Source organism: Pseudomonas sp. B16120 (assembly GCF_044218845.1).
Classification (GTDB): Bacteria; Pseudomonadota; Gammaproteobacteria; order Pseudomonadales; family Pseudomonadaceae; genus Aquipseudomonas; species Aquipseudomonas paracarnis.
Map to the genome: position 1 here is coordinate 4,141,065 of NZ_CP162588.1, position 24,959 is coordinate 4,166,023.

Annotated in this window: 22 protein-coding genes, 4 tRNA genes and 1 riboswitch; of the genes, 9 read left to right on the top strand and 17 right to left on the bottom strand. The window is 61.5% G+C overall.

Features of this window, described 5'->3' with window-relative positions; all coding sequences use genetic code 11:
- The first annotated feature begins 31 nt into the window (after positions 1–31).
- Positions 32–3,331, top strand: a complete 3,300-nt coding sequence (locus AB4P90_RS19265) for an EAL domain-containing protein (protein ID WP_200600268.1) — start codon at positions 32–34, stop codon at positions 3,329–3,331.
- On the opposite strand, the gene AB4P90_RS19270 is transcribed toward AB4P90_RS19265, so the two are convergent.
- The 10 genes from AB4P90_RS19270 to uvrB all read right to left on the bottom strand — a co-directional run bounded on the left by AB4P90_RS19270 (position 3,291) and on the right by uvrB (position 10,695).
- Positions 3,291–4,250 (bottom strand): tRNA-dihydrouridine synthase, encoded by a 960-nt coding sequence (locus tag AB4P90_RS19270; protein WP_057711844.1) that lies wholly within the window; start codon positions 4,248–4,250, stop codon positions 3,291–3,293. The genes AB4P90_RS19265 and AB4P90_RS19270 overlap by 41 nt on opposite strands.
- Positions 4,251–4,305: 55 nt before the next feature.
- On the bottom strand, positions 4,306–4,740 hold the full coding sequence (locus AB4P90_RS19275) for a thioesterase family protein (protein ID WP_020300953.1): 435 nt from the start codon (positions 4,738–4,740) through the stop codon (positions 4,306–4,308).
- Positions 4,741–4,778: 38 nt separating this feature from the next.
- Positions 4,779–5,612 (bottom strand): alpha/beta hydrolase, encoded by an 834-nt coding sequence (locus AB4P90_RS19280; RefSeq protein ID WP_395605294.1) that lies wholly within the window; start codon positions 5,610–5,612, stop codon positions 4,779–4,781.
- A gap of 15 nt (positions 5,613–5,627) precedes the next feature.
- Positions 5,628–6,167, bottom strand: coding sequence for a TetR/AcrR family transcriptional regulator (locus AB4P90_RS19285; RefSeq protein ID WP_014719166.1), 540 nt, complete (start codon positions 6,165–6,167; stop codon positions 5,628–5,630).
- 185 nt (positions 6,168–6,352) lie between these two features.
- A tRNA-Glu gene (locus tag AB4P90_RS19290) sits at positions 6,353–6,428 on the bottom strand.
- Between the two features lie 81 nt (positions 6,429–6,509).
- Positions 6,510–6,585, bottom strand: a tRNA-Ala gene (locus AB4P90_RS19295).
- Between the two features lie 50 nt (positions 6,586–6,635).
- Positions 6,636–6,711 (bottom strand) — tRNA-Glu (locus tag AB4P90_RS19300).
- A gap of 79 nt (positions 6,712–6,790) precedes the next feature.
- Positions 6,791–6,866, bottom strand: a tRNA-Ala gene (locus AB4P90_RS19305).
- 147 nt (positions 6,867–7,013) lie between these two features.
- Positions 7,014–8,495 carry a glutamate--tRNA ligase gene (gene gltX / locus AB4P90_RS19310; RefSeq protein WP_014719167.1) on the bottom strand — a complete coding sequence of 494 codons (1,482 nt, stop codon included), beginning with the start codon at positions 8,493–8,495 and terminating at the stop codon, positions 7,014–7,016.
- Between the two features lie 184 nt (positions 8,496–8,679).
- Positions 8,680–10,695 carry an excinuclease ABC subunit UvrB gene (uvrB, locus tag AB4P90_RS19315; RefSeq protein ID WP_003192575.1) on the bottom strand — a complete coding sequence of 672 codons (2,016 nt, stop codon included), beginning with the start codon at positions 10,693–10,695 and terminating at the stop codon, positions 8,680–8,682.
- A 343-nt stretch (positions 10,696–11,038) separates the two neighbouring features.
- Between uvrB and AB4P90_RS19320 the strand changes: the two genes are divergently transcribed.
- The gene (locus tag AB4P90_RS19320; protein ID WP_137270621.1) at positions 11,039–12,235 is read left to right on the top strand and encodes an amino acid aminotransferase; all 1,197 of its coding nucleotides are present in this window, start codon (positions 11,039–11,041) and stop codon (positions 12,233–12,235) included.
- Positions 12,236–12,341: 106 nt separating this feature from the next.
- Positions 12,342–12,551, top strand: coding sequence for a hypothetical protein (locus AB4P90_RS19325; protein WP_005789784.1), 210 nt, complete (start codon positions 12,342–12,344; stop codon positions 12,549–12,551).
- A 106-nt stretch (positions 12,552–12,657) separates the two neighbouring features.
- Here AB4P90_RS19325 and AB4P90_RS19330 read toward each other — a convergent pair whose 3' ends face one another.
- Positions 12,658–13,530: a LysR family transcriptional regulator gene (locus tag AB4P90_RS19330; protein ID WP_019820847.1), complete on the bottom strand. Its 873-nt coding sequence runs from the start codon at positions 13,528–13,530 to the stop codon at positions 12,658–12,660.
- A 256-nt stretch (positions 13,531–13,786) separates the two neighbouring features.
- Here AB4P90_RS19330 and AB4P90_RS19335 point away from each other — a divergent pair, with 256 nt between their 5' ends.
- Positions 13,787–15,181, top strand: coding sequence for an aldehyde dehydrogenase family protein (locus AB4P90_RS19335; protein ID WP_395605295.1), 1,395 nt, complete (start codon positions 13,787–13,789; stop codon positions 15,179–15,181).
- Between the two features lie 11 nt (positions 15,182–15,192).
- On the opposite strand, the gene AB4P90_RS19340 is transcribed toward AB4P90_RS19335, so the two are convergent.
- Positions 15,193–15,591, bottom strand: coding sequence for a helix-turn-helix domain-containing protein (locus AB4P90_RS19340; protein WP_019820843.1), 399 nt, complete (start codon positions 15,589–15,591; stop codon positions 15,193–15,195).
- Between the two features lie 99 nt (positions 15,592–15,690).
- Here AB4P90_RS19340 and AB4P90_RS19345 point away from each other — a divergent pair, with 99 nt between their 5' ends.
- On the top strand, positions 15,691–16,812 hold the full coding sequence (locus AB4P90_RS19345) for an NADH:flavin oxidoreductase (RefSeq protein ID WP_014719171.1): 1,122 nt from the start codon (positions 15,691–15,693) through the stop codon (positions 16,810–16,812).
- Positions 16,813–16,826: 14 nt separating this feature from the next.
- On the opposite strand, the gene AB4P90_RS19350 is transcribed toward AB4P90_RS19345, so the two are convergent.
- Positions 16,827–17,132: a protealysin inhibitor emfourin gene (locus AB4P90_RS19350; protein ID WP_003192587.1), complete on the bottom strand. Its 306-nt coding sequence runs from the start codon at positions 17,130–17,132 to the stop codon at positions 16,827–16,829.
- Between the two features lie 29 nt (positions 17,133–17,161).
- Positions 17,162–18,223: a M4 family metallopeptidase gene (locus tag AB4P90_RS19355; protein ID WP_014719172.1), complete on the bottom strand. Its 1,062-nt coding sequence runs from the start codon at positions 18,221–18,223 to the stop codon at positions 17,162–17,164.
- A gap of 136 nt (positions 18,224–18,359) precedes the next feature.
- Here AB4P90_RS19355 and AB4P90_RS19360 point away from each other — a divergent pair, with 136 nt between their 5' ends.
- From AB4P90_RS19360 to AB4P90_RS19375, 4 genes are all read left to right on the top strand, one after another.
- Positions 18,360–19,289: a DNA/RNA non-specific endonuclease gene (locus AB4P90_RS19360; RefSeq protein WP_073842545.1), complete on the top strand. Its 930-nt coding sequence runs from the start codon at positions 18,360–18,362 to the stop codon at positions 19,287–19,289.
- A gap of 118 nt (positions 19,290–19,407) precedes the next feature.
- A riboswitch (cobalamin riboswitch) is annotated at positions 19,408–19,601 on the top strand.
- A 114-nt stretch (positions 19,602–19,715) separates the two neighbouring features.
- Complete coding sequence (locus AB4P90_RS19365; RefSeq protein WP_395605296.1) at positions 19,716–20,726, top strand: ABC transporter substrate-binding protein; 1,011 nt, start codon at positions 19,716–19,718, stop codon at positions 20,724–20,726.
- Positions 20,723–21,727: an iron ABC transporter permease gene (locus tag AB4P90_RS19370; protein ID WP_014719175.1), complete on the top strand. Its 1,005-nt coding sequence runs from the start codon at positions 20,723–20,725 to the stop codon at positions 21,725–21,727. The genes AB4P90_RS19365 and AB4P90_RS19370 overlap by 4 nt, the downstream gene beginning before the upstream one ends.
- Complete coding sequence (locus AB4P90_RS19375; protein ID WP_038450899.1) at positions 21,724–22,488, top strand: ABC transporter ATP-binding protein; 765 nt, start codon at positions 21,724–21,726, stop codon at positions 22,486–22,488. Before AB4P90_RS19370 ends, AB4P90_RS19375 begins: the two co-directional genes overlap by 4 nt.
- A gap of 464 nt (positions 22,489–22,952) precedes the next feature.
- On the opposite strand, the gene AB4P90_RS19380 is transcribed toward AB4P90_RS19375, so the two are convergent.
- The 3 genes from AB4P90_RS19380 to AB4P90_RS19390 are packed head-to-tail and all read right to left on the bottom strand — an operon-like array spanning position 22,953 to position 24,803.
- Positions 22,953–23,444: a GNAT family N-acetyltransferase gene (locus tag AB4P90_RS19380; RefSeq protein ID WP_395605297.1), complete on the bottom strand. Its 492-nt coding sequence runs from the start codon at positions 23,442–23,444 to the stop codon at positions 22,953–22,955.
- Positions 23,434–24,363 (bottom strand): alpha/beta hydrolase, encoded by a 930-nt coding sequence (locus AB4P90_RS19385; protein ID WP_003192599.1) that lies wholly within the window; start codon positions 24,361–24,363, stop codon positions 23,434–23,436. The genes AB4P90_RS19380 and AB4P90_RS19385 overlap by 11 nt, the downstream gene beginning before the upstream one ends.
- A complete protein-coding gene (locus tag AB4P90_RS19390) occupies positions 24,363–24,803 on the bottom strand; it encodes a TspO/MBR family protein (RefSeq protein WP_003192600.1) in 441 nt (146 codons plus the stop codon). Before AB4P90_RS19390 ends, AB4P90_RS19385 begins: the two co-directional genes overlap by 1 nt.
- Between the last annotated feature and the right edge of the window lie 156 nt (positions 24,804–24,959).

Consider the following 24,959-nt stretch of genomic DNA (forward strand, 5'->3'; position numbering starts at 1 on the left):
GGTTTTCTCAATGAGCCAAGGCCCTTTGATAATGCGCAACCCCCTTGACCCGATTCCACCCCTGCCCCGCATCTACGCCCTGGACCCTCAAGCGGCGGAACAAAGCTGGGACAGTGCCCCGCAGCTGCTGGCGGCCCTCAATGCCGCGCGGCTGGGTGCCTGGTGCTGGGAAATCGACACAGGAAGAATCAGTTGGTCACGGGGCACCCAGGCGCTATTCGGCTTTGACCCGCGCCAGCCTCTGCCCAAGGACCTGGACTACCTCGACCTGCTGGCCCCGCAAGACAGCGCGCGGGTGGTGCGCGGCTTTCATGCGGTGCTCGCCGGAGAGCCCTTCGACCGCGCCATGCACCACCGCATCCAATGGCCCGATGGCAGCCTGCACTGGCTGGAAATCAGCGGCAACCTGGCCCCCGACAAAGCCGGACGGCGACGCATGATCGGGGTGATCCGCGAGATCACCCACCAACGCGACCGTGAACATGCCCTCAGCCATTCTGAAAAGCGCTTCGCCACACTCTTCCACCTGTGCCCGAACATGGTGCTGCTGACGCGCCAGGCCGACGGCTTGATCAGCGAAGCCAACCAGTATTTCGAGATGCTGTTCGGCTGGCCAGTGGCCGATGCCATCGGCCGCACCACCCTGGAACTGGGCCTGTGGCGCCATCCGGAACAGCGGGCGCTGCTGGTCAAGGCCACCCAGCGCAAAGGCGAACCCATCACCATGGAAGTGCAGTTCTGCGCCAGCAACGGCCAGATCCATGACGGCACCCTCAGCGCACAAAAGGTCGAACTGGACGGCGAGGCGTACCTGATCAGCACGTTCCTGGACACCACCGAACGTAAAAACGCCGAGCAAGCACTCAAGGACAGCCAGGAGCGCCTGGACCTGGCTCTGGATTCCGCGCAACTGGGCACCTGGGATTGGCACATCCCCAGCGGCATGCTCTACGGCTCGGCGCGTGCCGCCCAGTTGCACGGACTGGAACCCGCGCCGTTCCATGAATCCTTCGATGCGTTTTTTGAGGGCATGTCCGATGAAGACCGCGAGGGTATGCGCCATGCGTACCGCAGTTTGCGCGAAGGCCCGGACGGCAACTATCAGTTGACCTACCGCGTGCAAATGGAAGACGGCAGCCCGCGTTACCTGGAGAGCCGCGCACGCCTGTATCGCGATGAGTCAGGCAAGCCCCTGCGCATGGCCGGCACCTTGCTGGATATCACCGACCAGGTCGAGCGCGAGCAACGGCTGACCGCCTCGGAGGAAAAGTTCGCCAGCCTGTTCCAGGCCAGCCCCGACCCGATCTGCGTCACCTGCCTGGACAGCGGCGCGTTCATCGAGATCAACCCGGCGTTTACCCAGACGTTTGGCTTTACAGCCGCCGAAGTACTCGACAAAAGCGCCGAACAAATCGGCCTGTGGGACGACTCCAGCAAGCGCCTGCAACGCATCGAGCAGGTGATTCGCGAGCAGGCCCTGAGCAATGTGGCCATCGTGGTGCATCACAAGGACGGCCAAAGCCTGACTTGCATGATTTCCAGCCGTTTAATCAAGGTCAGCGACCAGCCGTGCATCGTCACCACGCTGCGCGATATTACCCAACAGCAACGCTCGGAAGCCGCACTCAAGGCCAGCGAAGAGAAGTTCGCCAAGGCGTTCCACTCCAGCCCCGATGCGATTTCCATCACCGAGCGCGACACCGGCCGCTATGTGGAGGTCAACGATGGCTTTTGCCGCCTGACCGGTTACCGCACCGAAGAGGCCATCGGCCTGACCCTGTACCAGATCGGCATCTGGGCCGACGAAAACCAACGCGCCGCACTGTTGGCCGAGTTGCAGATCAAGGGGCGCATTCACCACCTGGAAATGCTCTGGCGCAACAAGCGTGGCGAGGTACTGGCGGTGGAGGTCTCGGTGGAGCCGATCACCTTGAATGAAACCCCCTGCCTGCTGCTGACCGCACGGGATGTGAGCCTATTGAAGAACGCCCAGGCACAAATCCGGCACCTGGCCTATCACGACCCGCTGACCAACCTGCCGAACCGCGCACTGCTGATGGACCGCCTGAGCCAGCAGATCGCCCTGCTCAAGCGCCACAACCTGCGCGGCGCCCTGCTGTTTCTGGACTTGGACCACTTCAAGCACATCAACGACTCCCTCGGCCACCCCGTTGGCGATACCGTGTTGAAAATCGTCACCGCGCGCCTGGAAGCCAGCGTGCGCATGGAGGACACCGTGGCGCGCTTGGGCGGCGATGAGTTTGTGGTATTGCTCAGCGGCCTGGAGGGCACCCGCCAGACGGTCAGCAGCCAAGTGCAAGCGCTGGCCGATACCCTGCGCGAATTGCTCTCGGAGCCGATGTTTCTCGACGGTCATCGGCTGCAGGTCACACCCAGCATCGGCGTGGCACTGATCCCCGACCACGGCACCACACCCGCCGATTTGCTCAAGCGCGCCGACATCGCCCTGTACCGCGCCAAGGACTCCGGGCGCAACACCACGCAGATGTTCCACAACAGCATGCAAAGAACCGCTAGCGAACGCCTGCGCATGGAGACTGACTTGCGCCTGGCCTTGTCACGCGGCGAATTCAGCGTGCATTACCAGCCCCAGGTGGATGCGCGCGGCAACCGGATAGTCGGCGCCGAGGCCCTGGTGCGCTGGCAGCACCCACAATTGGGCGCGCAGTCACCGGCGGAATTTATCAAGGTATTGGAAGACAGCGGCCTGATCCTGGAGGTCGGCACCTGGATTCTCGATGAAGCCTGCGGCGCCTTTGCCCAGTTGATTGCCGACGGCTTGGTGGACCCGCTCAATTTCAGCCTGTGCGTGAACATCAGTCCCCGGCAGTTTCGCCAGAACGACTTTGTGGAACGGGTGGAGCACAGCCTCAAGCAACACGGTTTGCCGTTCAGCCTGCTGAAACTGGAAATTACCGAAGGCATCGTGATCCAGAACCTGGACGACACGGTGGTGAAGATGCGCCGCCTGAAAAAACTCGGCGTGAGCTTTGCGATGGATGATTTCGGTACCGGCTATTCATCCCTGACCTACCTCAAGCGCCTGCCGGTGGACGCGCTGAAGATTGATCAGTCGTTCGTGCGCGATGCGACCCACGACCCCAATGATGCGGAAATCATCCGCGCCATTGTGGCCATGGCCCGCAGCCTGAACCTGGAAGTCATCGCCGAGGGGGTGGAAACCCTGGAGCAGTTGGCGTTCCTGCAAAAGCTGGGCTGCCATTTATTCCAGGGGTATTTGCACAGCCGACCGTTGCCGATCGAGGGGTTCAGGCGGCTGCTGGATGAGGCATGCCCAGCAGGCGGCTGACTTGGCCCAAGTCCGTCTCGCGGCGCAGGGCCGTGAACAACTCCACTGCCTCCGGGTAGTTGCGCGTGAGCATCGCCAGCCACTGCTTCAAGCGGCCGGGCGCCTGCTTTTCCGTCAGTTGCGCCACCGACTGGCGCCAGAACTCCTGAAGCATCGGCTGCATCTGCGCCCAGGTCATCTCGACCACGTCTTCGCCGGCCTTGGCCGCCACAATCTGCCGCGCCAGATCGGGCCGCGCCACCAGGCCACGGCCCAGCATGATGTCTTCGGCGCCGCTGATTTCGCGGCAGCGTTTCCAGTCTTCGACGCTCCAGATATCGCCATTGGCAAACACCGGCACCTTGACCACGTCCTGCACCCGCGGGATCCACTCCCAATGAGCCGGCGGCTTGTAGCCATCGGCCTTGGTGCGTGCATGCACCACGATATGCGCAGCGCCGCCCTCGGCCAGGGCCGTGGCGCACACCAGCGCGCCATCCGGGCTGTCGAAGCCCAGGCGCATCTTGGCGGTCACGGGAATATGGGCGGGTACGGCGCGGCGCACGTGCTCGACGATCTGGTTGAGCAGCTCCGGCTCCTTGAGCAGCACCGCGCCACCTCGGGATTTATTCACGGTCTTGGCCGGACACCCGAAGTTCAGGTCGATCACTTCAGAGCCCAATTCACAGGCCAGGGCGGCATTTTCCGCCAGGCACACTGGGTCGGAACCGAGCAACTGCACCCGCAACGGCACACCCGCCGCCGTGTGGGCACCGTGCAGCAGTTCAGGCGCGAGCTTGTGGAAATAGGCAGGCGTGAGCAGGCGGTCGTTGACCCGGATGAACTCGGTCACGCACCAGTCGATACCGCCCACGTGGGTCAACACGTCCCGCAGGATGTTGTCGACCAACCCCTCCATGGGCGCCAAAGCAATTTGCATGGAAAACACTCAACAAAAATCGTGGCGCAGTTTACTGGGTTTCCCGCGGCAACCGTTAACCCCCTGTCAGGGCGGGGCCGTAACCTTCAATAAACTCGGCGGGCATGCGCTTGGGCTTGCCGCTGGACAACTCAATGCACACGAAGGTTGTTTGCGCACGCAGTAGAGTCGCGCCGTCGCGGGGGCGTACCAGCTGGAAACGACGGGTCATTTTCAGCCGTTGGTCCCAATCGACGATCCAGGTGGCCAGTTGTAACTCATCGCCCTCATAGCCTGCCGCCAAGTAGTCGATTTCATGGCGCACCACGGCCATGGCGCGGTCCAGGCGGCGGTATTCGGTGAGGTCCAGCCCCAGGCGCTGGGAATGGCGCCAGGCGCAACGCTCCAGCCACGAGACATACACCGCATTATTGGCGTGTCCCAGGCCGTCGATGTCTTCAGCCGCAACCTGCAGATCGATGATGAACGGCGTTGCCAAATCCCAGCCCATGCCTTGCTCCAGTCGATTGATGTCGGCGGGGCAGTGTATCAGGCGCTCTGGCGCTCCTGTAGACGGCAGCCGGCTAATAGGGCGAGTACAGCGTCGATCACCTGCGGGTCGGCGAGCACTTTCTGGTGGCCGCCCTGCTCCAGGCGCAGCAGGCGGCTGTCGAACCAGGCTTCGTGAATGGCTTGAGCCGCCCTGACCGGAACGAAGGTGTCGTCTTCGGCGTGGACGATCAGGCCGGGAATGTTCATTTGGTAGTGGGCCACGTCCAGATGCTTGAGCGGCATGCCCATGCTCAACTCCACTTCTTGGAAAAAGGCTGAGCGCGCCCGTGGCGGCAAGCCGACCATGCGGGTGAACCCGCGCAACACATCCAGAAAGCGCGACGGTGCGGCAATGCTGACCAATGCCTGTGTACGCAACCCCAACTGCACCGCCAGCATCGCACTGGCGCCGCCCATGGAGTGGCCGACCACCGCGTACAGCGGCGGCAGCTCGGCCGCCGCCTCAAGCATGGCGCGGGCAAACAGCAGTACATGGGCTTCACGCCCTGGCGACCGGCCGTGAGCGGGACCGTCCAGGGCTATCACCGAATAGCCGTTGTCGACCAACGCCGTGATCAAGCTGGCGAATTGAGTCGGCCGGCCTTCCCAGCCATGCATCAGCAGCACCGCCGGGCCATGCCCCCATCGCAACGCCGACAGACCGAAACGCAGGGTAATGCGCTCCGATTGGGCCAGCAGCGGCAGCTCCCAGTCACGCGGCGGCAGATCGCGCGGGGTCATGAAGGTGCGACGCATCTTGCTGGCGACCGCATGCGGCGCAAGGCGCCCCACCGTGCCATTGAAACCACGAACCCAGGTCAATGCGCCCATCTCGCGTCCCCTTTTTCAGCGTACCGCCGACTTGGCCGCACGTATCACCCGATCCGATAACTCGCCCGGCCCCAGCGCCCGCGCCAGGGTCAGCCCCCCGACCATCAAGGCCATGTCCGCCAGGGCTTTGTCGATCTCTTCAGGGCTGCCGGCCAGTTGCGCAGCCATCAACTCGACGTGCTCGTTCAAGACCTCGCGAAAAGCGTCCGGCAAGCGCCCCATCTCCCCCACCGTCGCGGGCAACGGGCAGGCCTGGGTCGTGGAGTCGCGGTGCTTGCGTGACAGATAAAACGCGGCGACCAACGTGCGACGCTCTTCGCCGGTCAGCTGGTCATCCAAGTCATCGATGGAGGCGCGGCGCTGCGCCAACAACTGGTTGAACGCTTCCAGCATCAGTGCGTCTTTGCTTTCAAAATGCGCGTAGAAGCCTCCTACCGTCAGCCCAGCCGCCCCCATCACTTCGCCCACACTGGGCTCAGCCGGGCCACGCTGGATCAACGCCGCGCTGGCAGCCTGCAAAATACGTTCGCGGGTTTGCGCTTTTTTATCGCTCATCGAAGCCTCCGTCTCTCATGGGGTTTAATATTATTACCATAATAATATTTGGCAAGCGACAAGCACGACCGCCGGTCAGAACAGAAAAATGGGTAATAAAGGAGGGAATTGGCCAAACGCCAGACAAACAAAAGGGCCATTCAATAATTGAATGACCCTTAAAAATCCCGCAGAGCGGGTAATCGTGGCGTCCCCTAGGGGACTCGAACCCCTGTTACCGCCGTGAAAGGGCGGTGTCCTAGGCCACTAGACGAAGGGGACACAAACCTTCTATACAACTGATCAGCGCTGAGAACTGATCGATTCAAGGACGGTGTGGCCGGAACCTTGAACCTGTAAAATTGGTGGAGCTAAACGGGATCGAACCGTTGACCTCTTGCATGCCATGCAAGCGCTCTCCCAGCTGAGCTATAGCCCCGGATTTTTCGTCTCGCGACGCAGCAGACCTTTCGAGCTGCTTGTTGAAACTGGCGTCCCCTAGGGGACTCGAACCCCTGTTACCGCCGTGAAAGGGCGGTGTCCTAGGCCACTAGACGAAGGGGACAAAACCTTCTGTACATCTGATCAGAGCTGAGACCTGATCAATTCAAGGACGGTGTGGCCGGAACCTTGAACCTGTAAATTGGTGGAGCTAAACGGGATCGAACCGTTGACCTCTTGCATGCCATGCAAGCGCTCTCCCAGCTGAGCTATAGCCCCTCATCGGTGAGGACGGGGCGAATCTTAATGGCGGTTTGGAAACGTGTCAAATTTATTTTCAACAATTTCCAAAATTTTTTGCCGGGATAACAATCACTTACCGACGAAACCCCGAAAAACCGGGGTTTCGTGCCCTAAGCGGCCTGCTTAAACGATAGCGCCCAGCAGCTTTTCCCATTCCTTGTTTTCTTTCTTCGATACACCCCCAAGCAAATCAAGGGCTTGGCGTAGACGGAAACGAGTCAAGTCCGGGCCGAGAATTTCCATCGCATCAAGCACCGACACCGAACTGGCCTGCCCGGTGATTGCGGCAAACATCAGCGGCATGGCATCGCGCAGTTTCAGCTCCAGGGATTCCACCACCGCCTGGATGGTCGCGGTGATCGCATCCTTCTCCCACTGACGCAGGCTTTCAAGCTTCCACAGAATCAACTGCATCAGCTGGCGCACCTGATCACCGGAAAGCTTCTTGGACTCGAACAGCTTGGGATCGGGATTCACGCCACCAGCAAAGAAGAAACTGGCCAAGGGTGCGACCTGGCTGAACGTCTCTACCCTGCCCTGCACCAACGGCGCAATTTTCATCATGTACTCGGGGTTCAATGCCCACTGCTGCACACGGGAGGCAAACTCCTCCACGGGCAAGTCACGCAGCCACTGACCATTGAGCCACGACAGCTTCTCGATATCGAAGATCGGCCCACCGAGGGAGACGCGGGACAGGTCGAAGTTGTCGACCATTTCCTGCAGCGAGAACTTCTCGCGCTCGTCCGGCATAGACCAGCCCATGCGACCCAGGTAGTTGAGCATCGCCTCAGGCATAAAGCCCATGCGCTCGTAGAACGTCACCGACGTCGGGTTCTTACGCTTGGACAGCTTGCTCTTGTCCGGGTTACGCAGCAGCGGCATGTAGCACAGCTGCGGTTGCTCCCAGCCGAAGTATTCGTACAGCAGGATCAGTTTCGGCGCCGATGGCAGCCACTCTTCGCCGCGCAGCACATGGGTGATGCCCATCAGATGGTCATCGACCACGTTGGCCAGGAAGTACGTCGGCAAGCCGTCGGTCTTCATCAGCACCTGCATGTCCATGCGGTCCCACGGGATTTCGACGTCACCGCGCAGCATGTCCGGCACCACGCATACGCCTTCGCTTGGCACTTTCATACGAATGACGTGAGGCTCACCGGCGGCCAGGCGCGCAGCCACTTCTTCCTTGGACAACAGCAGCGCACGGCCATCGTAGCGCGGAGTTTCGCCACGGGCCTGTTGCTCGGCGCGCATCTGGTCCAGTTCTTCGGCGGTGCAGAAGCACGGGAAGGCATGGCCCATATCGACCAGTTGCTGGGTGTACTGCTTGTAGATGTCGCTGCGCTCGCTCTGGCGATACGGACCGTGAGGGCCGCCCACGTCCGGGCCTTCAGCCCAGGTAATGCCCAACCAGCGCAGGGCATCGAAAATCTGCTGTTCGGACTCACGGGTGGAGCGCAGTTGATCGGTGTCTTCGATCCGCAGGATGAACTCACCGCCATGCTGCTTGGCAAAGCAGTAGTTGAACAGGGCGATGTAAGCAGTACCGACGTGGGGATCCCCAGTAGGCGATGGCGCAATGCGCGTGCGGACGGTGGTCATGGCAGGTCTCGAATGGGCGATATAACTGAAAATTGAAACAAGGGGCGAATGGTAACAGCCTGGGTGATTTCTGGAAAACCGAGGCGCGGCCATCGCAGGCAAGCCAGCTCCCACATTGACCGTGTTCACAGATCAATGTGGGAGCCGGGCTTGGCCGCGATGAAGCCAGCCCAATCTACGCAAATCAAACAGCCAACAGACGCTCACGCAACTTGCCAATCTCATCACGCGTCTGCGCCGCCGCTTCAAACTCCAGATCCCGCGCCAGCTGGTACATTTTTTCTTCCAACTGCCGAATCCGCTTGGTGATCTCACTCGGCGAGCGCAGTTCGTTCTCGTACTTGGCACTTTCCTCGGCAGCCTTGGCCATGCCCTTGCGCTTCTTGCTGCGCGAGCCTGGCACGGTGGCGCCTTCCATGATGTCGGCAACGTCCTTGAACACGCCCTTGGGGGTGATGCCGTGTTCCAGGTTGAACGCGATCTGCTTGTCGCGACGACGCTGGGTCTCGCCAATCGCACGCTCCATGGAACCGGTGATGCGGTCCGCATACAGGATCGCCCGCCCATTGAGGTTACGCGCCGCTCGGCCGATGGTCTGGATCAGCGAGCGTTCGGAGCGCAGGAAGCCCTCCTTGTCCGCATCCAGGATCGCCACCAGCGACACTTCCGGCATGTCCAGGCCTTCGCGCAGCAGGTTGATCCCCACCAGCACATCAAAGGTGCCCAGGCGCAGGTCGCGGATGATTTCCACGCGCTCCACGGTGTCGATGTCCGAGTGCAGGTAACGCACGCGCACGCCGTGGTCGGCCAGGTAATCAGTCAAGTCTTCGGACATGCGCTTGGTCAGAGTGGTGACCAGCACCCGCTCTTCCAGGGCCACGCGCTTGTTGATTTCCGAGAGCAAGTCGTCGACCTGGGTCAGCGCGGGGCGGATTTCGATTTCCGGGTCCACCAGGCCAGTGGGACGTACCAGTTGCTCGATGACGCGGCCCGCGTGCTCGGCTTCATAGTTGCCGGGCGTAGCGGAGACGAAGATGGTCTGCGGGCTGATGGCTTCCCACTCGTCAAAGCGCATCGGCCGGTTGTCCAGCGCCGACGGCAGGCGGAAACCGTATTCCACCAGGGTTTCCTTGCGCGAACGGTCGCCCTTATACATGGCGCCCACCTGCGGCACGCTGACGTGGGATTCGTCGATCACCAGCAAGGCGTCCGGCGGCAGGTAGTCATAGAGCGTCGGTGGCGGCGCCCCGGAGTCACGGCCCGACAGGTAACGCGAATAGTTTTCGATGCCGTTGCAGTAACCCAGTTCCAGGATCATCTCCAGGTCGAAGCGAGTGCGCTGCTCCAGGCGCTGGGCTTCCACCAGCTTATTGTTGGAGCGCAAGTATTCCAGGCGCTCGGCCAGCTCGACCTTGATGCCCTCGATGGCGCCCATCAAGGTTTCGCGTGGAGTCACGTAATGGCTTTTGGGGTAGAAGGTGAAGCGTGGCAGCTTGCGGATCACTTCACCGGTCAACGGGTCGAAGGCTGACAGGCTTTCGACCTCATCATCGAACAGCTCGATGCGAATCGCTTCCAGGTCGGATTCCGCCGGGTAGATGTCGATCACATCGCCGCGCACCCGGAAGGTGGCGCGGGCAAAATCCATGTCGTTACGGGTGTACTGCAGGCTCGCCAGGCGCCGCAGCAATTCGCGCTGGTCGAGTTTGTCACCACGGTCGACGTGCAGCACCATCTTCAGATAGGTTTCCGGGCTGCCCAAGCCGTAGATGCACGACACCGTGGTGACGATGATCGCGTCTTTGCGCTCCAGCAGTGCCTTGGTGGCCGACAGGCGCATCTGCTCGATGTGGTCGTTGATCGACGCATCCTTCTCGATAAAGGTATCGGACGACGGCACATAGGCTTCGGGCTGGTAGTAGTCGTAGTAGGAAACGAAATACTCCACCGCGTTGTTCGGGAAGAACGCCTTGAACTCGCCATAGAGCTGCGCCGCCAGGGTTTTGTTCGGCGCCAGCACCAGGGTCGGGCGGTTGGTCTGGGCGATCACGTTGGCGATGCTGAAGGTCTTGCCGGACCCGGTCACCCCAAGCAGCGTCTGGTGCGCCAGGCCGGCTTCAATGCCTTCGACCATCTGACGAATGGCTTCCGGTTGATCGCCGGCGGGTTCAAAACGGGTAACGAGCTGGAAATCCGACATAACGTACCTCGTGAAGTCACCCCAGACTCGACACCGCCAGGGACGAAATAGCTCAGCAACCCGCGAATAATCATCGCAGGTTGCAGGAAAAAACCATGATAGCTGTAGAAGTGGTGTCAAATGTGACGGGTTTCAAGGCCGTCGTCCTACACGACCTTGCTCGCCAATGTTGCAATAAGACTAACGGTCAGCAAATAAACCGAAAAACATGGCCGAAAAGCCGTTTCCGTTGTCGCTCTCAGCCGTGATGGCCTCTATACTAGCTCCCCGTTTGTGCACCGCTCTAGTGCATTCGGCTGGAGCGCGACACGTCCCTCCTACCCCCCATAGAGCTGCCGCAAAAATGAGCCTGTTCTCCGCTGTCGAAATGGCACCACGCGATCCAATCCTGGGCCTCAACGAAGCATTCAACGCCGACACACGAACCACCAAGGTGAACCTTGGCGTGGGCGTTTACTGCAACGAGGAGGGGAAGATTCCACTCTTGCGTGCCGTTGCCGAAGCGGAAGCCATTCGTGTGGCGCAACATGCCGCCCGTGGCTACTTGCCAATCGACGGCATCGTGGCGTACGACCAGGCCGTGCAAAAGCTGCTGTTTGGCGCTGAGTCGCCGCTGTTGAGCGCCGGCCGTGTGATTACCGCCCAGGCCGTGGGCGGCACAGGCGCGCTGAAAATCGGCGCCGACTTCCTCAAGCAACTGCTGCCCAACGCCGTCGTCGCCATCAGCGACCCAAGTTGGGAAAACCACCAGGCGCTGTTTGAAAAAGCCGGTTTCCCGGTGCAGACCTACCGCTACTACGACGCCGCCACCCACGACGTGAACCGTGCCGGCCTGCTCGAAGACCTCAACGCCCTGCCGCCACAGTCCATCGTGGTGCTGCACGCCTGCTGCCATAACCCGACCGGCGTCGACCTCAGCCCGGCCGACTGGCAAAACGTGCTGGACGTGGTCAAGGCCAAGAACCTGGTGCCGTTCCTCGACATGGCCTACCAGGGCTTCGGCGACGGCATCCACGAAGACGCCGCCGCGGTGCGCTTGTTCGCGGAATCAGGCTTGACCTTCTTTGTGTCCAGCTCGTTCTCCAAGTCGTTCTCCTTGTATGGCGAACGCGTAGGCGCGCTGTCGATCGTCAGCGAGTCCAAGGAAGAAAGCGCGCGCATCCTGTCCCAGGTCAAGCGTGTGATCCGCACCAACTACTCCAACCCGCCCACCCACGGCGCAGCCATCGTTGCCGCAGTGTTGAACAACCCTGAGCTGCGCGCCCAGTGGGAAGCCGAGCTGGCCGAGATGCGCCTGCGCATCCGCGGTATGCGCGAGCAGATGGTCGCCGAACTGGCCAAGGCCGCGCCAGGTCACGACTTCAGCTTCGTCGGTCGCCAGCGCGGGATGTTCTCCTACTCCGGTTTGAGCGTTGAGCAAGTCACCCGTCTGCGCAGCGAGTTTGGTATCTACGCACTGGATACCGGCCGTATCTGCGTAGCGGCGCTGAACCAATCGAACATTGGTGCCGTGACCAAGGCGATTGTCGAGGTGCTGTAAGCAAGCCGGCAAACGTAAGACGAAGGGGGAAGCCACTGGCTTCCCCCTTTTTATTGGCGAACACACTAGACTGAACGCCGACTGCCTCTTTGCTGCGAGAACCCTAATGAGAAACGATGACCTGGACCTGCGCGCCGACCGCGACGAACTGCACGACTACGCCCCACGCGCACCGCAAGCCAAGCGCCAGAAGAGCCTGGTGTTGCAGGTTGCGCTGGGAGTATTCCTCGGTGGGTTGGCGTTATGGCTGGTACAACTGGGCGCGACGGCAATCATGGCCAAACTGGCCATGGGCACCCTGCAGTTCGGCGGCTGATGTACGACACCTGTGGGAGCTGGCTTGCCTGCGATAGAGGCGGTTCAGTTAAAGATTCATTGACTGACACACCGCTATCGCAGGCAAGCCAGCTCCCACATTTGATCTAGGATGCTGGCAGATTGCGTTCTTCCAGCAGTTTTACGAAGCTGTTCAAGCTTTGTGACACCGTGCCCCGCCGCCAGATCAGCCAGGTATTCAAGATACGGAATGTGTCGGGCAGCGGCCACACACTCACCGCCGCACACCCCGGCATACTCTCCAGCATGCTGCGTGGCATCAGCGCCAGCCCGGCCCCGGCGCTGACACAGGCCAACATGCCGTGGTACGACTCGATCTCGAAGATCCTGCCCGGCACCGCGCCATCCTGTGAGAACCAGCGTTCGAAGTGATGCCGGTAAGAGCAGTTGGAGCGAAACGTATAGATGTTCTCGCCATTCACATCCTGGCCGCGGGTGATCGGCGCGTGATGCAGTGGCGCAATCACCACCATCTCTTCCTCGAACACCGCCACACCCTCTAGCGTGGAATGCAGCACCGGCCCATCGACAAAGGCCGCCGTCAGCCGGCCCGACAGCACACCTTCGATCATGGTGCCCGAGGGACCCGTGCTCAGGTCTAGCTCGACCTTGGTGTATTGCTGGTTATACGCCGCCAGTAACGCAGGTATACGCACGGCCGCCGTGCTCTCCAGCGAGCCCAGGGCAAAGGCGCCTTGGGGCTCCTCCCCCGCCACCGTCGCACGGGCTTCTTGCACAAGGTCGAGAATGCGCCGCGTATAGCCAAGGAAATTCCACCCGGCCGGCGACAGGCGCAGGCGGCTTTTCTCGCGGATAAACAACTCCACGCCCAGGTCCTGCTCCAGTTGTTTGATGCGCGTGGTGAGGTTCGATGGCACGCGATGAATCAACTGCGCGGCGGCGCTGATGCTGCCTTGCTCGGCAACGGCCTTGAAGATTTCCAGCTGCACCAGATCCAAATCATTCTCCAATCATGTACATGATCGTTCCCACGCTCTGCGTGGGAACGCTGCCTCGGACGCTCCGCGTCCGATCGTTGGCGCATAGGTCTTTGACGCGGAGCGTCATGGGATGCATTCCCACGCAGAGCGTGGGAACGATCTAATTTCCAAATCATTCTCCATTCATGAACGTATTGCTTAATATTATTCAGTTTCCAGAAAACATACAGCCCCGTACGCTGGCCCCATTCCACTCATTCAGCCGGACGGTGCCATGAACAATGCTATCTCCCACCAGACCCACGCCCTGTCGATCAACCCCGCCAGCGGCGAAACAGTCGGCAGCTACCCCTACGAAAGCGCAGAACAGCTGAACGCCGCCCTCGCCCGCTCGACCGATGCCTTCCGCACCTGGCGCCGCACGCCTGTGAGCCAGCGCGCCGAATACCTGCTGGCCCTGGCTGCCGCCCTGCGTGAGCAAGCTGAAGACATGGCGCAAATGATCACCCTGGAAATGGGCAAACCCATCGCCCAGGCCCGCGCCGAAATCGAAAAATGCGCCCAACTGAGCGAATGGTACGCCGCCCACGGCCCGGCCATGCTCGCCCCGGAGCCCACCCTGGTGGACAACGGCAGCGCCCGGATCGAATACCGCCCACTGGGCCCGATCCTCGCGGTAATGCCGTGGAATTTCCCGGTATGGCAAGTGCTGCGCGGCGCGGTGCCGACCCTGCTTGCCGGCAACACCTACGTACTCAAACACGCGCCAAATGTGATGGGCAGCGCCTACCTGATCCAGCAAGCGTTGCGCAAAGCCGGTTTTACTGAAGGCGTGTTTGAAGTCATCAACGTAACCCAGGACGGCGTGTCCACCGCCATCGCCGACCCGCGCATCGCCGCTGTGACCCTCACCGGCAGCGTGCGCGCTGGCATCGCCATCGGCTCACAGGCCGGGGCCGCGTTGAAGAAATGCGTGCTGGAACTGGGCGGCTCCGACCCCTTTATCGTGCTCAACGACGCTGACCTCGACGCCGCCGTACAAGCCGCTGTCATCGGCCGCTTCCAGAACAGCGGCCAAGTCTGCGCCGCCGCCAAGCGCTTGATCATCGAAGCGGGCGTGGTTGAAGCCTTCACCGCCAAATTCCTAGAAGCCAGCCGCGCCCTGGTGATGGGCGAGCCCACCTCCTACAGCACCTATATCGGCCCCATGGCGCGTTTTGATCTGCGTGACGAACTGCACGGCCAGGTCCAGGCGACCCTGGAAGAAGGCGCCACGCTGCTGCTGGGTGGCCATAAAGTCGCGGGCGCGGGCAATTACTACGAACCGACCGTCCTGGCTGACGTCACCGACCAAATGACGTCGTTCAAACAGGAACTGTTCGGCCCAGTAGCCTCGATCATCACCGCCCGCGACGCCGAGCACGCCGTGGCGCTGGCCAATGACAGCGAGTTTGGCCTGACCGCGAGCATCTTCACCAGCGACTCGGCAAAGGCGCGGGCTATTGCCGATCAGTTGGAAACCGGCGGGGTCTTTGTCAACGCGTTCAGCGTCTCAGACCCGCGGGTGGCGTTTGGCGGCGTGAAGAAGAGCGGGTTCGGCCGCGAGCTGTCGCACTTCGGCGTACGCGAGTTCTGCAATGCGCAGACGGTGTGGCTGGATCGCAAGTAAAGCTGCAACGGCTAGGCATCGTCGGTGCGCGCATCGAACGCCGCCTGCGCCTGCAGCACCGCTTCCGAATGGCTGAGCGTCCAGGCGTAAAGCGCCTTGAACGGCTCTTCCAGCGTCCCCCCCAGCGGCGTAATGCTGTACTCCACCGCCACCTGCGAAGACGCGATGACCCGGCGCGCCAGAATGCCACTGCGCTCAAGACGGCGCAGGCTCTGGGTCAGAGCTTTTTGCGTGATGCCGTCCAGGCGACGCCTGATTTCATTGAAGCGCAACGGTTTTTCGCACAAAGAGCCCAGTATCAGCACCGACCACTTGTCGGTGATCTGATCAAGCAATAATCGGCTGGAGCAATCGGCTTTGAATACCTTCACGGTACCGTCTTGAGTCAGCGCCGGGTCATGATCGAGCATGTGGTTTCCTCTGGGATACCTGATAGCTTTAAAGTGCCTAATTGATATTAGGTATACACAATATACTATCAAGACTCATTTCAAATGGAGTCTCTGGCAATGAGTGTTACGAATCTGGATGCTTTGTTTCAGCCATTTGCGCTGAAATCCCTGGCCCTGAAAAATCGCATCGTCATGGCACCCATGACCCGTTCGTTTTCCCCCACCGGTGTACCAGAAGAAAACGTCGCCGCCTATTATCGCCGACGTGCCGAACACGACGTCGGGCTGATTCTCTCAGAAGGCACCGCCATTGATCGCCCCGGCGCACGTAACGACCCCGGCGTCCCGCTGTTCCATGGCGACCGGGCATTGGCGGGCTGGAAACAGGTCATCGACGGCGTGCATGCGGCAGGCGGCAAAATGGGGCCGCAAATCTGGCATGTCGGATCGGTGGGCAATCCCTTCAACGACTGGGCGCCCGAGACAGGTATCGAAGGCCCTTCCGGCCTCGCCGCACCCAGTACGCCACGCGGTGACGCGATGAGTGATGAAGCCATCGCCGATACGATTGCGGCTTACGCCAAGGCGGCTGCCGACTCCAAACGGTTAGGGTTTGATACCGTTGAAATACACGGTGCACACGGTTACTTACTCGATCAGTTCTTCTGGGAAGGCACCAATCAGCGTCCCGACCAGTTCAATGGCGCATCCATCAAGGAGCGCTCGCGTTTCGCCGCAGAGGTGGTCAAGGCGATACGTGCAGCAGTAGGCCCGGCGTTCCCCGTGATATTGCGGGTGAGCCAGTGGAAGCAGCAGGATTACAGCGCGCGCCTGGTGACCACGCCGAACGCCATGTCGGACTGGCTGGTGCCGTTGGTGGAAGCGGGTGTCGATATCCTGCATTGCTCACAACGGCGTTTCTGGGAAGCCGAATTTCCCGAACTGGATGGCGAGCAGGGGCTGAACTTCGCCGGCTGGGCCAAGAAACTCACCGGCGCGGCGACCATCAGCGTGGGCTCGGTCGGCCTGTCCGGGGACTTTCTTGCCGCCTTCGGAGGCGAAAGCTCTCAACCCGCCAGCCTGGATAATCTAGTGCACAGGCTTGAACGCGAAGAATTTGACCTCATCGCCGTTGGCCGCGCATTACTGAGCGACCCACAGTGGGCCAGCAAAATTCGCACGGGAGAGACCTCCAGCCTGAAAGCCTTCAGCCCATCGGATCTTGCTGAGCTCATCTAGCCAATAGGCCCAAGTCAGCCCCGACTATGCCGTCGCACGCACTGCACCAACCCGTCCAGTGCCGGGGGATTCACCGGCGCGAGCACACAGACCGTGTGCTCGCGCTTGCCTTCCGCAACTGTCAGGGTGTAATGCACCCGGCCTGGGTTGCCAGGCTCGGGATCGGTGCTTTGCGGCAACTGGAAAAAACCCGACGCTTCAATCAGTTGCCGCAACTCCTGCTGATCAGGCTCGGGCAGCGCGTCCAACTCTACCGTGCGCGGCTTGGCCAACCCCGGAAAAAACGCCGGTCCGCCGCTTTCCTTGATTGAAATTCGCATGGTTTTTCCTCGCCGCTCAGGCGGCTTCGTCAAACGTTTATGCCCACCGCTTTCCAGCCTTCCTTGACTGCCTTTTGCTCAGCTTTGTTCACACCATAAAGCTGGCCGGCAATATCGTGCGTGATACGTGCAAAACGCAAAAAGCCGGAATTGGGCCGCAACCGCGAATCGCGCAGTGCGTCATACCAGATACGCCCGGCACGCTCCCAGGCGAACCCGCCAATCCGGGTGGCCACCTGATAGAACGCGTGGTTGGGAATGCCGGAATTGATATGCACCCCACCATTGTCCTCGTAAGTGTGCACAAAATCATCCATGTGCCCAGGCTGCGGGTCTTTGCCCAGCAGCTTGTCATCAAACGCGGTGCCCGGCGCTTTCATCGAACGCAGAGCGGTGCCTTTGATCTTTTTGGTAAACAGCCCCTTGCCGATCAACCAGTCGGCGTCCTCGGCCTTTTGCTTCAGCGCGTACTGCTTGATCAGCGAACCAAACACATCCGACAGCGACTCGTTCAGCGCACCGGATTGATTAAAATACATCAGCTTGGCTTCATCCTCGGTCACGCCATGGGCCAACTCATGGCCAATGACGTCGAGTGCCACGGTGAAGCGGTTGAACAGCTGCTGGTCGCCATCGCCGAACACCATCTGGGTCGAATTCCAGAACGCATTGTTGTAGTCCTGGCCGAAGTGCACCGTGGCGTCCAGCGCCATGCCCGCATCGTCGATGGAGTTGCGGTCGAAGACCTGGTCGAAAAAATCGAAGGTTGCGCCCAGGCCGTCATAGGCTTCGTCTACTGCGGCATCGCCACTGGCGGGCTGCCCTTCGCCGCGAATCAGCTTGCCGGGCAGGCTGTCGGTGTTTTCGGCACTGTAGATCGAGCGTTGCTTCTCGGCGCCCACGGCCAGTGCCATGCGGGCCGGGCCCTTGGCGGGTACCGCGACCATACGCAACGAGCGGAACGTGCTGTCCTTGGCGCGCGTGCGTAATGCGACCTCCCGTTGGGCTTTATCCCCGTGGCGGGCGATCTGGTCGAGCATGTACGGCGGGATCAGGCAAAAAATCGGGTTGCGCAGTTGGCGAACACACATGAGCTGGCTCCTTTTTGGCGTGTGATGAACGTCCGGGTAACGGTTTTCAGGATAGTCCTGAGTTCGCCACCTGGGCCAAATTGTCATGAGTTTGTGTTTCAGTGGTGTTTATCCGAGGCCCATAAGGAACATGCCCATGCCTGCCCGCACAGCTAACATCGACCTTTCCCATCGCCCAAGGCTCGCCGACCTGCGCCCATTGGTCGCAGCCAGCCCCAGCCTGCTGGAAGCCAGAGCCGCGACGCCGCGTGTCACAGCAGCCAAGGACCTCAAAAACCGCGCGGGCTATGCCGACGACTTCCTCAGCGACTTCGTGGTGCCATGGCCCACGGTTGACCAGCCACTGGCAGGCGACGTGCAACCCAAGCGTCTGGACTACACGCATTTCTCCATCACCCTGTCGCGCTCTCGACGACTGGCGCTGTACGTGGGGGTGAATATCGACGGCGCCAAGCATGTAGACATCACCCGCAGCAACGACACCTGGGCCTACGATGGTCGCCTACCCCTGGAGGCGCAGGTAGGTGAAGAGCTCTATGCCGGCAATGGCCTGGACCGCGGCCACCTGGTACGGCGCCAGGATCCCAATTGGGGCGACGAGGCGACCACCGCCAACTTCGACACCTTTCACTTCACCAACTGCTCGCCACAGATGAGCGGCTTCAACCAGAAGACGTGGCTGGAACTCGAAGACTACATCCTCGACAACACCCAGCGCTGGAAAGCCCGGGCCACGGTATTTACCGGACCAGTGTTCGCCGATGACGACCGACTTTACCGTGGCGTGAAAATCCCCAAGGCGTTCTGGAAAGTGGTGGCCTACCTCAGCGACGAGGGCAAGCCGTCCGCCAGCGCCTACATGATCGACCAAAGCCGCGAGCTGGGCCAACTCGACCTGGTATTCGGCCCGCTGCGAACCTACCAGCGCAGTGTGATTGCGATCGAACAATTGACCGGCATCCGCTTCGCCAACCTGGCCGACTACGACGGCTTCAGCAACGAAGAGCGCGCCACAGGCACCCGGATCGAAGCGCTGATCCGCGGCCCCCAGGATATTCGGCTCTGACGCTTCTTTTGTAGCAGCGAGCTTGCTCGCGAAGACCAGGAAAGCGCCGCGGGGCATCAGGTGCCCAGCGTTATCGTTGACGACCTTCGCGAGCAAGCTCGCTCCTACAGGGATGATCGCTTACCATACGGCCGCCGGTTCCCGTATGGGACTAACAGGGAATTCGAAACGCCGCACGCGGCGTGAACCGAAACTGCCCCCGCAACTGTAGATGCCGAGCCTACCCTCGAATGCCACTGGACCACGTCCGGGAAGGCGGGGCATGGCGACGACGCATCAGTCAGGAGACCTGCCGGCCTAGCTAATTCACTAACCGGCGGGGTGTCCGGGAAGGACATCCTGGCCCTGCGCTTCAGCAGCCTCCATGGGCGTATTTCCGAGCCGTACCTCCCCTGCTGCACCTACGGTTCACAAGGAGATCGCCTCATGCTGCCACGCGTTACCGCCCTGATCGCAGGTTTGAGTGTGTGTGCCCTGGCGCAAGCCGCGCCCACTCAGTACCCGCTGACCCTGCAAAACTGCGGCAGCCCCCTGACCTTCCAGCACGCCCCCGCCCGCAGCGTCACCATCGGCCAGGCCGCCACCGAGATGCTCTACGCCCTGGGCGTGGGCGACAAGGTGGTCGGCACTTCGCTGTGGTTCAACAACGTGGCGGCGCAGTACAAGGCCCAGGACGATCACATCGAGCGCCTGGCCAACAACGAGCCCAGCTTTGAAGCCGTACTCGCCAAGCGCCCGCAACTGGTGGCCGCCGAGCTGGAATGGGTGGTGGGCCCCCAAGGCGTGGTCGGCACCCGTGAGCAGTTTCATGAACTGAAGATCCCCACCTACCTGTTGCCGTCCGACTGCGAAGGCAAGGACAACCTGGTGGGCGCCGATGGCACGCGATTGGAGCCCTTTCGCATCGAGACGATCTACCAGAGCCTCCAGCAACTGGCGCAGATTTTCGACGTGCAGGATCGCGGCCAACAACTGACCGACGAACTCAAGGCGCGCCTGGCCAAATCCGTCGCCACGGCCCAAGGCAAGGGCTTGCAGCAAGCCAGTGCACTGGTGTGGTTCTCCAGCGCCGAAATGGCCAGCGACCCTTACGTAGCCGGCCACAAAGGCGTGCCGCAATTCATGCTGCAAACCCTTGGCCTGCGTAACGTGGTGCAGTCCGATGAGGAGTGGCCCGCCGTCGGCTGGGAAACCATCGCCAAGGCCAATCCCACCTTCCTGGTGATCGCACGCATGGATCGCCGTCGCTACCCGGCCGACGACCATGAAAAGAAACTCGCCTTCCTGCGCAGCGACCCCGTGACCCGCAACATGGACGCGGTGAAGAACAACCGCATCATCATCCTCGACGCTCTGGCCTTGCAGGCGAGCCTGCGCACCTTCGAAGGCCTTGAACAACTGGCGGCCGCCATTGACGGCTACCACCTGGGCCAATGATGCGCACCCTACTCGCCCTGGCGTTGCTGCTGCTCGCCCTGCTCGCTGGCGTCGCCATCGGTGAAACCGCTATCGAACCGCAGGTGGTGCTGCAGGTGCTCGCCAATAAACTCTGGGGCGCCGGCTACGTACTGGACCCCATCGACGAAGGCGTGGTGTGGAACTACCGCCTCACCCGTGCATTGGTGGCCGCAGCTTGCGGCGCAGGGTTGGCAACGTGCGGGGTGATCCTGCAATCGCTGCTGCGTAACCCGCTGGCCGACCCGTACCTGCTGGGCATCAGCGCCGGCGCGTCAACCGGCGCGGTGCTCGTGGCCTTGATCGGCGTGGGCGGTGGCCTGGTGTCGTTGTCGGCGGGCGCGTTTGTGGGGGCGATGGCGGCCTTTGCGCTGGTGACGCTGCTGGCGCGGGCCAGCGGATCGTCCAGCGGTACCGGGCAGATCATCCTCGCGGGCATCGCCGGTTCACAGTTGTTCAATGCCCTGACGGCCTTCCTGATCACCAAGTCGGCCAGTTCCGAACAAGCCCGCGGCATTATGTTCTGGCTGCTGGGCAACCTCAGCGGCGTACGCTGGCCGTCGGTGTGGTTGGCGGTGCCGGTGGCGGTCGTGGGGCTCGCGGTGTGCCTGTGGCACCGGCGGGCACTGGATGCGTTCACCTTCGGCAGCGACTCGGCGGCCTCCCTCGGCATCCCGGTGCGCCGCGTGCAATTTGTGCTGGTGGCCTGCGCCGCGCTGGTGACGGCGGTGATGGTGTCCATCGTCGGCTCCATCGGGTTTGTCGGCTTGGTGATTCCCCATGCGGTGCGCCTGTTGCTTGGCACCGGGCATTCGCGCTTGCTGCCGGCCAGCGCCTTGGGGGGCGCGCTGTTTCTGATCGCTGCAGACGTGCTGTCGCGCACCTTGATCAAGGGCCAGGTGATTCCGGTGGGGGTGGTCACGGCATTGGTGGGCGCGCCGGTGTTTGCGTTGATTTTGATTGGCCGGAGGAACGCCCGATGAGCGTGCTCAGTTGCAGCGGCCTGGGTTTCAAGGTGCGTGAGGCCCAGTTACTGGACGGTATCGACCTGGACGTGCAGGCGGGCGAAACCCTGGGCATCGTCGGGCCGAACGGTTCGGGCAAGTCCACCCTGCTCAAATTACTCGCCGGTTTGCGCCCGCCGGCCAGCGGTGAAGTGCGCCTGGGCGGCAAGCGGGTCGGTGAGTTGTCACGCCGCACCATCGCGCAACAGCTGGCGGTGGTGGAGCAACAGGCCGACACCGACGACGCCATCCGCGTGTTCGACGCCGTGGCGCTAGGCCGCACGCCCTGGCTGTCGGCGCTGAGCCCGTGGTCGCGTGAAGACGACGCCATCGTGCACCAGGCGCTGCACGACGTAGACGCCACCCACCTGAGCCAACGCGCCTGGCGCAGCCTCTCTGGCGGCGAACGCCAACGCGTGCACATCGCCCGCGCCCTGGCGCAACGGCCGCAGATTTTATTGCTGGATGAGCCGACCAATCACCTGGATATCCAGCATCAACTGGCGATCCTCAAAGGTGTGCAAGGCTTGCCGGTGACCACCTTGATTGCGCTGCATGATCTGAATCAGGCATTGACCTGTGATCGCCTGGCCGTGCTGGATCGCGGGCGGCTGGTGGCGCTGGGTACGCCGCTTGAGGTGCTGACGCCGCAGCGTTTGCAGGAGACATTCGGAGTGCAGGGGCATTACCTGACGGACCCGTTCGACGGCGCGCAAATCCTGCGCCTGCGCTCCAACTGAATCCGTACGTTGGGGCAGCTTGCTCCCGCGACGGCCTGGCAGCCGACGCTGATCTAACTGACGCACCGCGATCCAACTGTGGGAGCTGGCTTGCCTGCGAAGACGGCTTGACAGTCAACACAGTTGGACCGTGTACATATCCATTCCTGCGGTAACGGCCACTTAGGGTTCCGCCCTGACGGCGGCTCACTTTCGAAAAGCGCGAAAGTAAGCAAAGCGCTCTTGCCCCACCACTCGGCACCTCGCCCAGGCTCGGTGTGCCCGTAATCCGCCAGTGATTTGGGGGGGCGCCTAAGATCAAAAGCAGATCAAGATCAAGAGCGTCTCGCTTCGCATCGTGGTTACCGTCGGCTGCTACAGCCTACAAAGTTGTGTAGATACCTCTGCCCCGATGAGGGAGTGTCAGCAAATACATCGGTGACTGGCCCACCGCTATCGGGGGCAAGCCCCCTCCCACACTTCATCTACAGAAGTTGGTGCATATGGGTGGTCTGCCATATCGGGTCGGCCTCGACATCCACCACCTCAAACCCCTGCCTGCGCCAGAATTCAATCGCACCGGGCAGAAACGGATGGGTGTGCAGGTACATCACCTCTACGCCATCGGCCCGCGCCAGCGCTTGCAGCGAGCGGTATAACCGGCCCGCCAGGCCCAAGCATCGTGCTGCCGGGAGCACATACAGGCGCACCACTTCCACCGTGTTGCGGCCCTGGTAGTTCAACTGGGGGAAACGGCCGTCGTAGGGCCGATAAGCCACGGAGGCAACGATCCGGCCTTCAGCACGAGCAATCAAAAATCGCCCGCTGCCCTCAAGGTAGAGGGCTTCAAACTGCGCCAGATCCTGGGGTACTCCGGTGGCACTGAGCGTGGGAAACAGTTCATCACGCGCCTGCAAAGCGAAGCTCAGCACCTGGGAAATGTCAGCGGCCTGCACCGCCTCGATACTAACGCTCATTGCCAAGGATCCGGCCCGTTATCCACTGGCGAGCGTAAGCCAACACGCGATCAGCCATCGCCACCGGAAAGTGAATAAACCCATGGGCCGCTTCCGGCAAGAGATGGGCCTCCACCGCCGCCCATCGCTCGGCAATAAGCAGGGTGTCATCCTTGAGCGGGTCCAGTTCACCCACAAACATCAATGCTGGCGGCAACCCCGCAAAGTCCCCATACAAGGGGGACAACGGTGGCTGACGGCGCGTCTCGTCGCTGATCCCCGGCGTCAGCAGGCGCAGCGCCTGAACCATGCCCGGTCCGTCCAACAACAGCGTGTCCCGCCCGGCCGTGCGCACGCTGGGGGTGCCGGTCAAATCGTAGACGCCGTAATACAACACCGCGCCGCTGACCCGCTGGAGTAACTCGGGCCATTGCTTGAGCGCCAACAAAGTGGCCGCCGCCAGGTGCCCGCCGGCCGACTCACCGACAAAAAACACCGGCAGGCCGGCAAACTCCGGGCAGTCCGCCAACAGCCAGCGCGCAGCCGTCAGGCAGTCATCCAGCAGCCCTTCAATTGGCGTATCCACCGCCAGCCGATAATCCACCGACACCACCGCCACATCGCACGCGTTGACCATGCCAAGGTTAAGGTCGTCATCCATTTGCGCATTGCCGATCACCCAGCCACCGCCGTGGATATCCAGCACCACGCCTTTGGGCTTGCCACTGGGGCGCAAGATGCGCACGGGCACCGTGCCCAGCCTTTTCAGCTCAACCACGGGCGCCTTCTTGAACGTCTGTCTAGCGCGTAGCAGTGCCTGGATCAGACGCGGTGTCACGCGGTTGCGGACTTTAAAGCGCGGCATCCACGCCAGTTTCCGATTGAAGCGGCGCATCTGGGCCAGTTCGGGCTCGCTGGCGGGCCAATGCTGGTAGGCCATCAGCGATTATTACGCAGGATCGAGAAGTTCAACGCCGCGGCCACGCACAGCCACGCCAGATACGGGAACAGGATCAGGCCGGTGATCAAATCCAGGCGCACGGCCAGCACTACCATGGCGGCTACGGTGAGCCACAAGAGCACGATAATCACCATCCCCGCGAACAAGCGATGGGCACCAAAGAACACCGGCGTCCACAGCGTGTTCAACGCGATCTGCGCCGCCCACAGGGCCAACACCATTTCGCTGCCGGGGATCAAGGTCAAGCGGTAACCGGCCCAGGCCAACAGCAGGTAAATGATCGTCCATGCCACCGGGAACAGCCAATTAGGCGGGGTAAAGCTGGGCTTGACCAGGGATTCGTACCAGGCGCCGGGTTTGAAGATCACGCCAGTGCTGGCGGCGGCGGCGCAGGCGAGCAGGAAGATGAAAAAGGTCATGGTCGGTCCTTGAGGTCCTGTGGATGGAAAAACAATGCACTGCTTTGAGTGACTCAAGCAACCTCGGATAAATTCAATGGGAGCAGCAAAATACCCGCGCTTCTACGCGTCATGAAAATTGGTTATGGTCGGCGAAATCCAGCACCGTTGCCCGAG

Bases quoted from the DNA above. Each gene is read 5' to 3' on its own strand.
- AB4P90_RS19265 (WP_200600268.1), top strand. From the start codon at position 32: ATGCGCAACCCCCTTGACCCGATTCCACCCCTGCCCCGCATCTACGCC.
- AB4P90_RS19270 (WP_057711844.1), bottom strand. From the start codon at position 4,250: ATGCAAATTGCTTTGGCGCCCATGGAGGGGTTGGTCGACAACATCCTG.
- AB4P90_RS19275 (WP_020300953.1), bottom strand. From the start codon at position 4,740: ATGGGCTGGGATTTGGCAACGCCGTTCATCATCGATCTGCAGGTTGCG.
- AB4P90_RS19280 (WP_395605294.1), bottom strand. From the start codon at position 5,612: ATGGGCGCATTGACCTGGGTTCGTGGTTTCAATGGCACGGTGGGGCGC.
- AB4P90_RS19285 (WP_014719166.1), bottom strand. From the start codon at position 6,167: ATGAGCGATAAAAAAGCGCAAACCCGCGAACGTATTTTGCAGGCTGCC.
- gltX (WP_014719167.1), bottom strand. From the start codon at position 8,495: ATGACCACCGTCCGCACGCGCATTGCGCCATCGCCTACTGGGGATCCC.
- uvrB (WP_003192575.1), bottom strand. From the start codon at position 10,695: ATGTCGGATTTCCAGCTCGTTACCCGTTTTGAACCCGCCGGCGATCAA.
- AB4P90_RS19320 (WP_137270621.1), top strand. From the start codon at position 11,039: ATGAGCCTGTTCTCCGCTGTCGAAATGGCACCACGCGATCCAATCCTG.
- AB4P90_RS19325 (WP_005789784.1), top strand. From the start codon at position 12,342: ATGAGAAACGATGACCTGGACCTGCGCGCCGACCGCGACGAACTGCAC.
- AB4P90_RS19335 (WP_395605295.1), top strand. From the start codon at position 13,787: ATGAACAATGCTATCTCCCACCAGACCCACGCCCTGTCGATCAACCCC.
- AB4P90_RS19340 (WP_019820843.1), bottom strand. From the start codon at position 15,591: ATGCTCGATCATGACCCGGCGCTGACTCAAGACGGTACCGTGAAGGTA.
- AB4P90_RS19345 (WP_014719171.1), top strand. From the start codon at position 15,691: ATGAGTGTTACGAATCTGGATGCTTTGTTTCAGCCATTTGCGCTGAAA.
- AB4P90_RS19350 (WP_003192587.1), bottom strand. From the start codon at position 17,132: ATGCGAATTTCAATCAAGGAAAGCGGCGGACCGGCGTTTTTTCCGGGG.
- AB4P90_RS19355 (WP_014719172.1), bottom strand. From the start codon at position 18,223: ATGTGTGTTCGCCAACTGCGCAACCCGATTTTTTGCCTGATCCCGCCG.
- AB4P90_RS19360 (WP_073842545.1), top strand. From the start codon at position 18,360: ATGCCTGCCCGCACAGCTAACATCGACCTTTCCCATCGCCCAAGGCTC.
- AB4P90_RS19365 (WP_395605296.1), top strand. From the start codon at position 19,716: ATGCTGCCACGCGTTACCGCCCTGATCGCAGGTTTGAGTGTGTGTGCC.
- AB4P90_RS19370 (WP_014719175.1), top strand. From the start codon at position 20,723: ATGATGCGCACCCTACTCGCCCTGGCGTTGCTGCTGCTCGCCCTGCTC.
- AB4P90_RS19375 (WP_038450899.1), top strand. From the start codon at position 21,724: ATGAGCGTGCTCAGTTGCAGCGGCCTGGGTTTCAAGGTGCGTGAGGCC.
- AB4P90_RS19380 (WP_395605297.1), bottom strand. From the start codon at position 23,444: ATGAGCGTTAGTATCGAGGCGGTGCAGGCCGCTGACATTTCCCAGGTG.
- AB4P90_RS19385 (WP_003192599.1), bottom strand. From the start codon at position 24,363: ATGGCCTACCAGCATTGGCCCGCCAGCGAGCCCGAACTGGCCCAGATG.
- AB4P90_RS19390 (WP_003192600.1), bottom strand. From the start codon at position 24,803: ATGACCTTTTTCATCTTCCTGCTCGCCTGCGCCGCCGCCGCCAGCACT.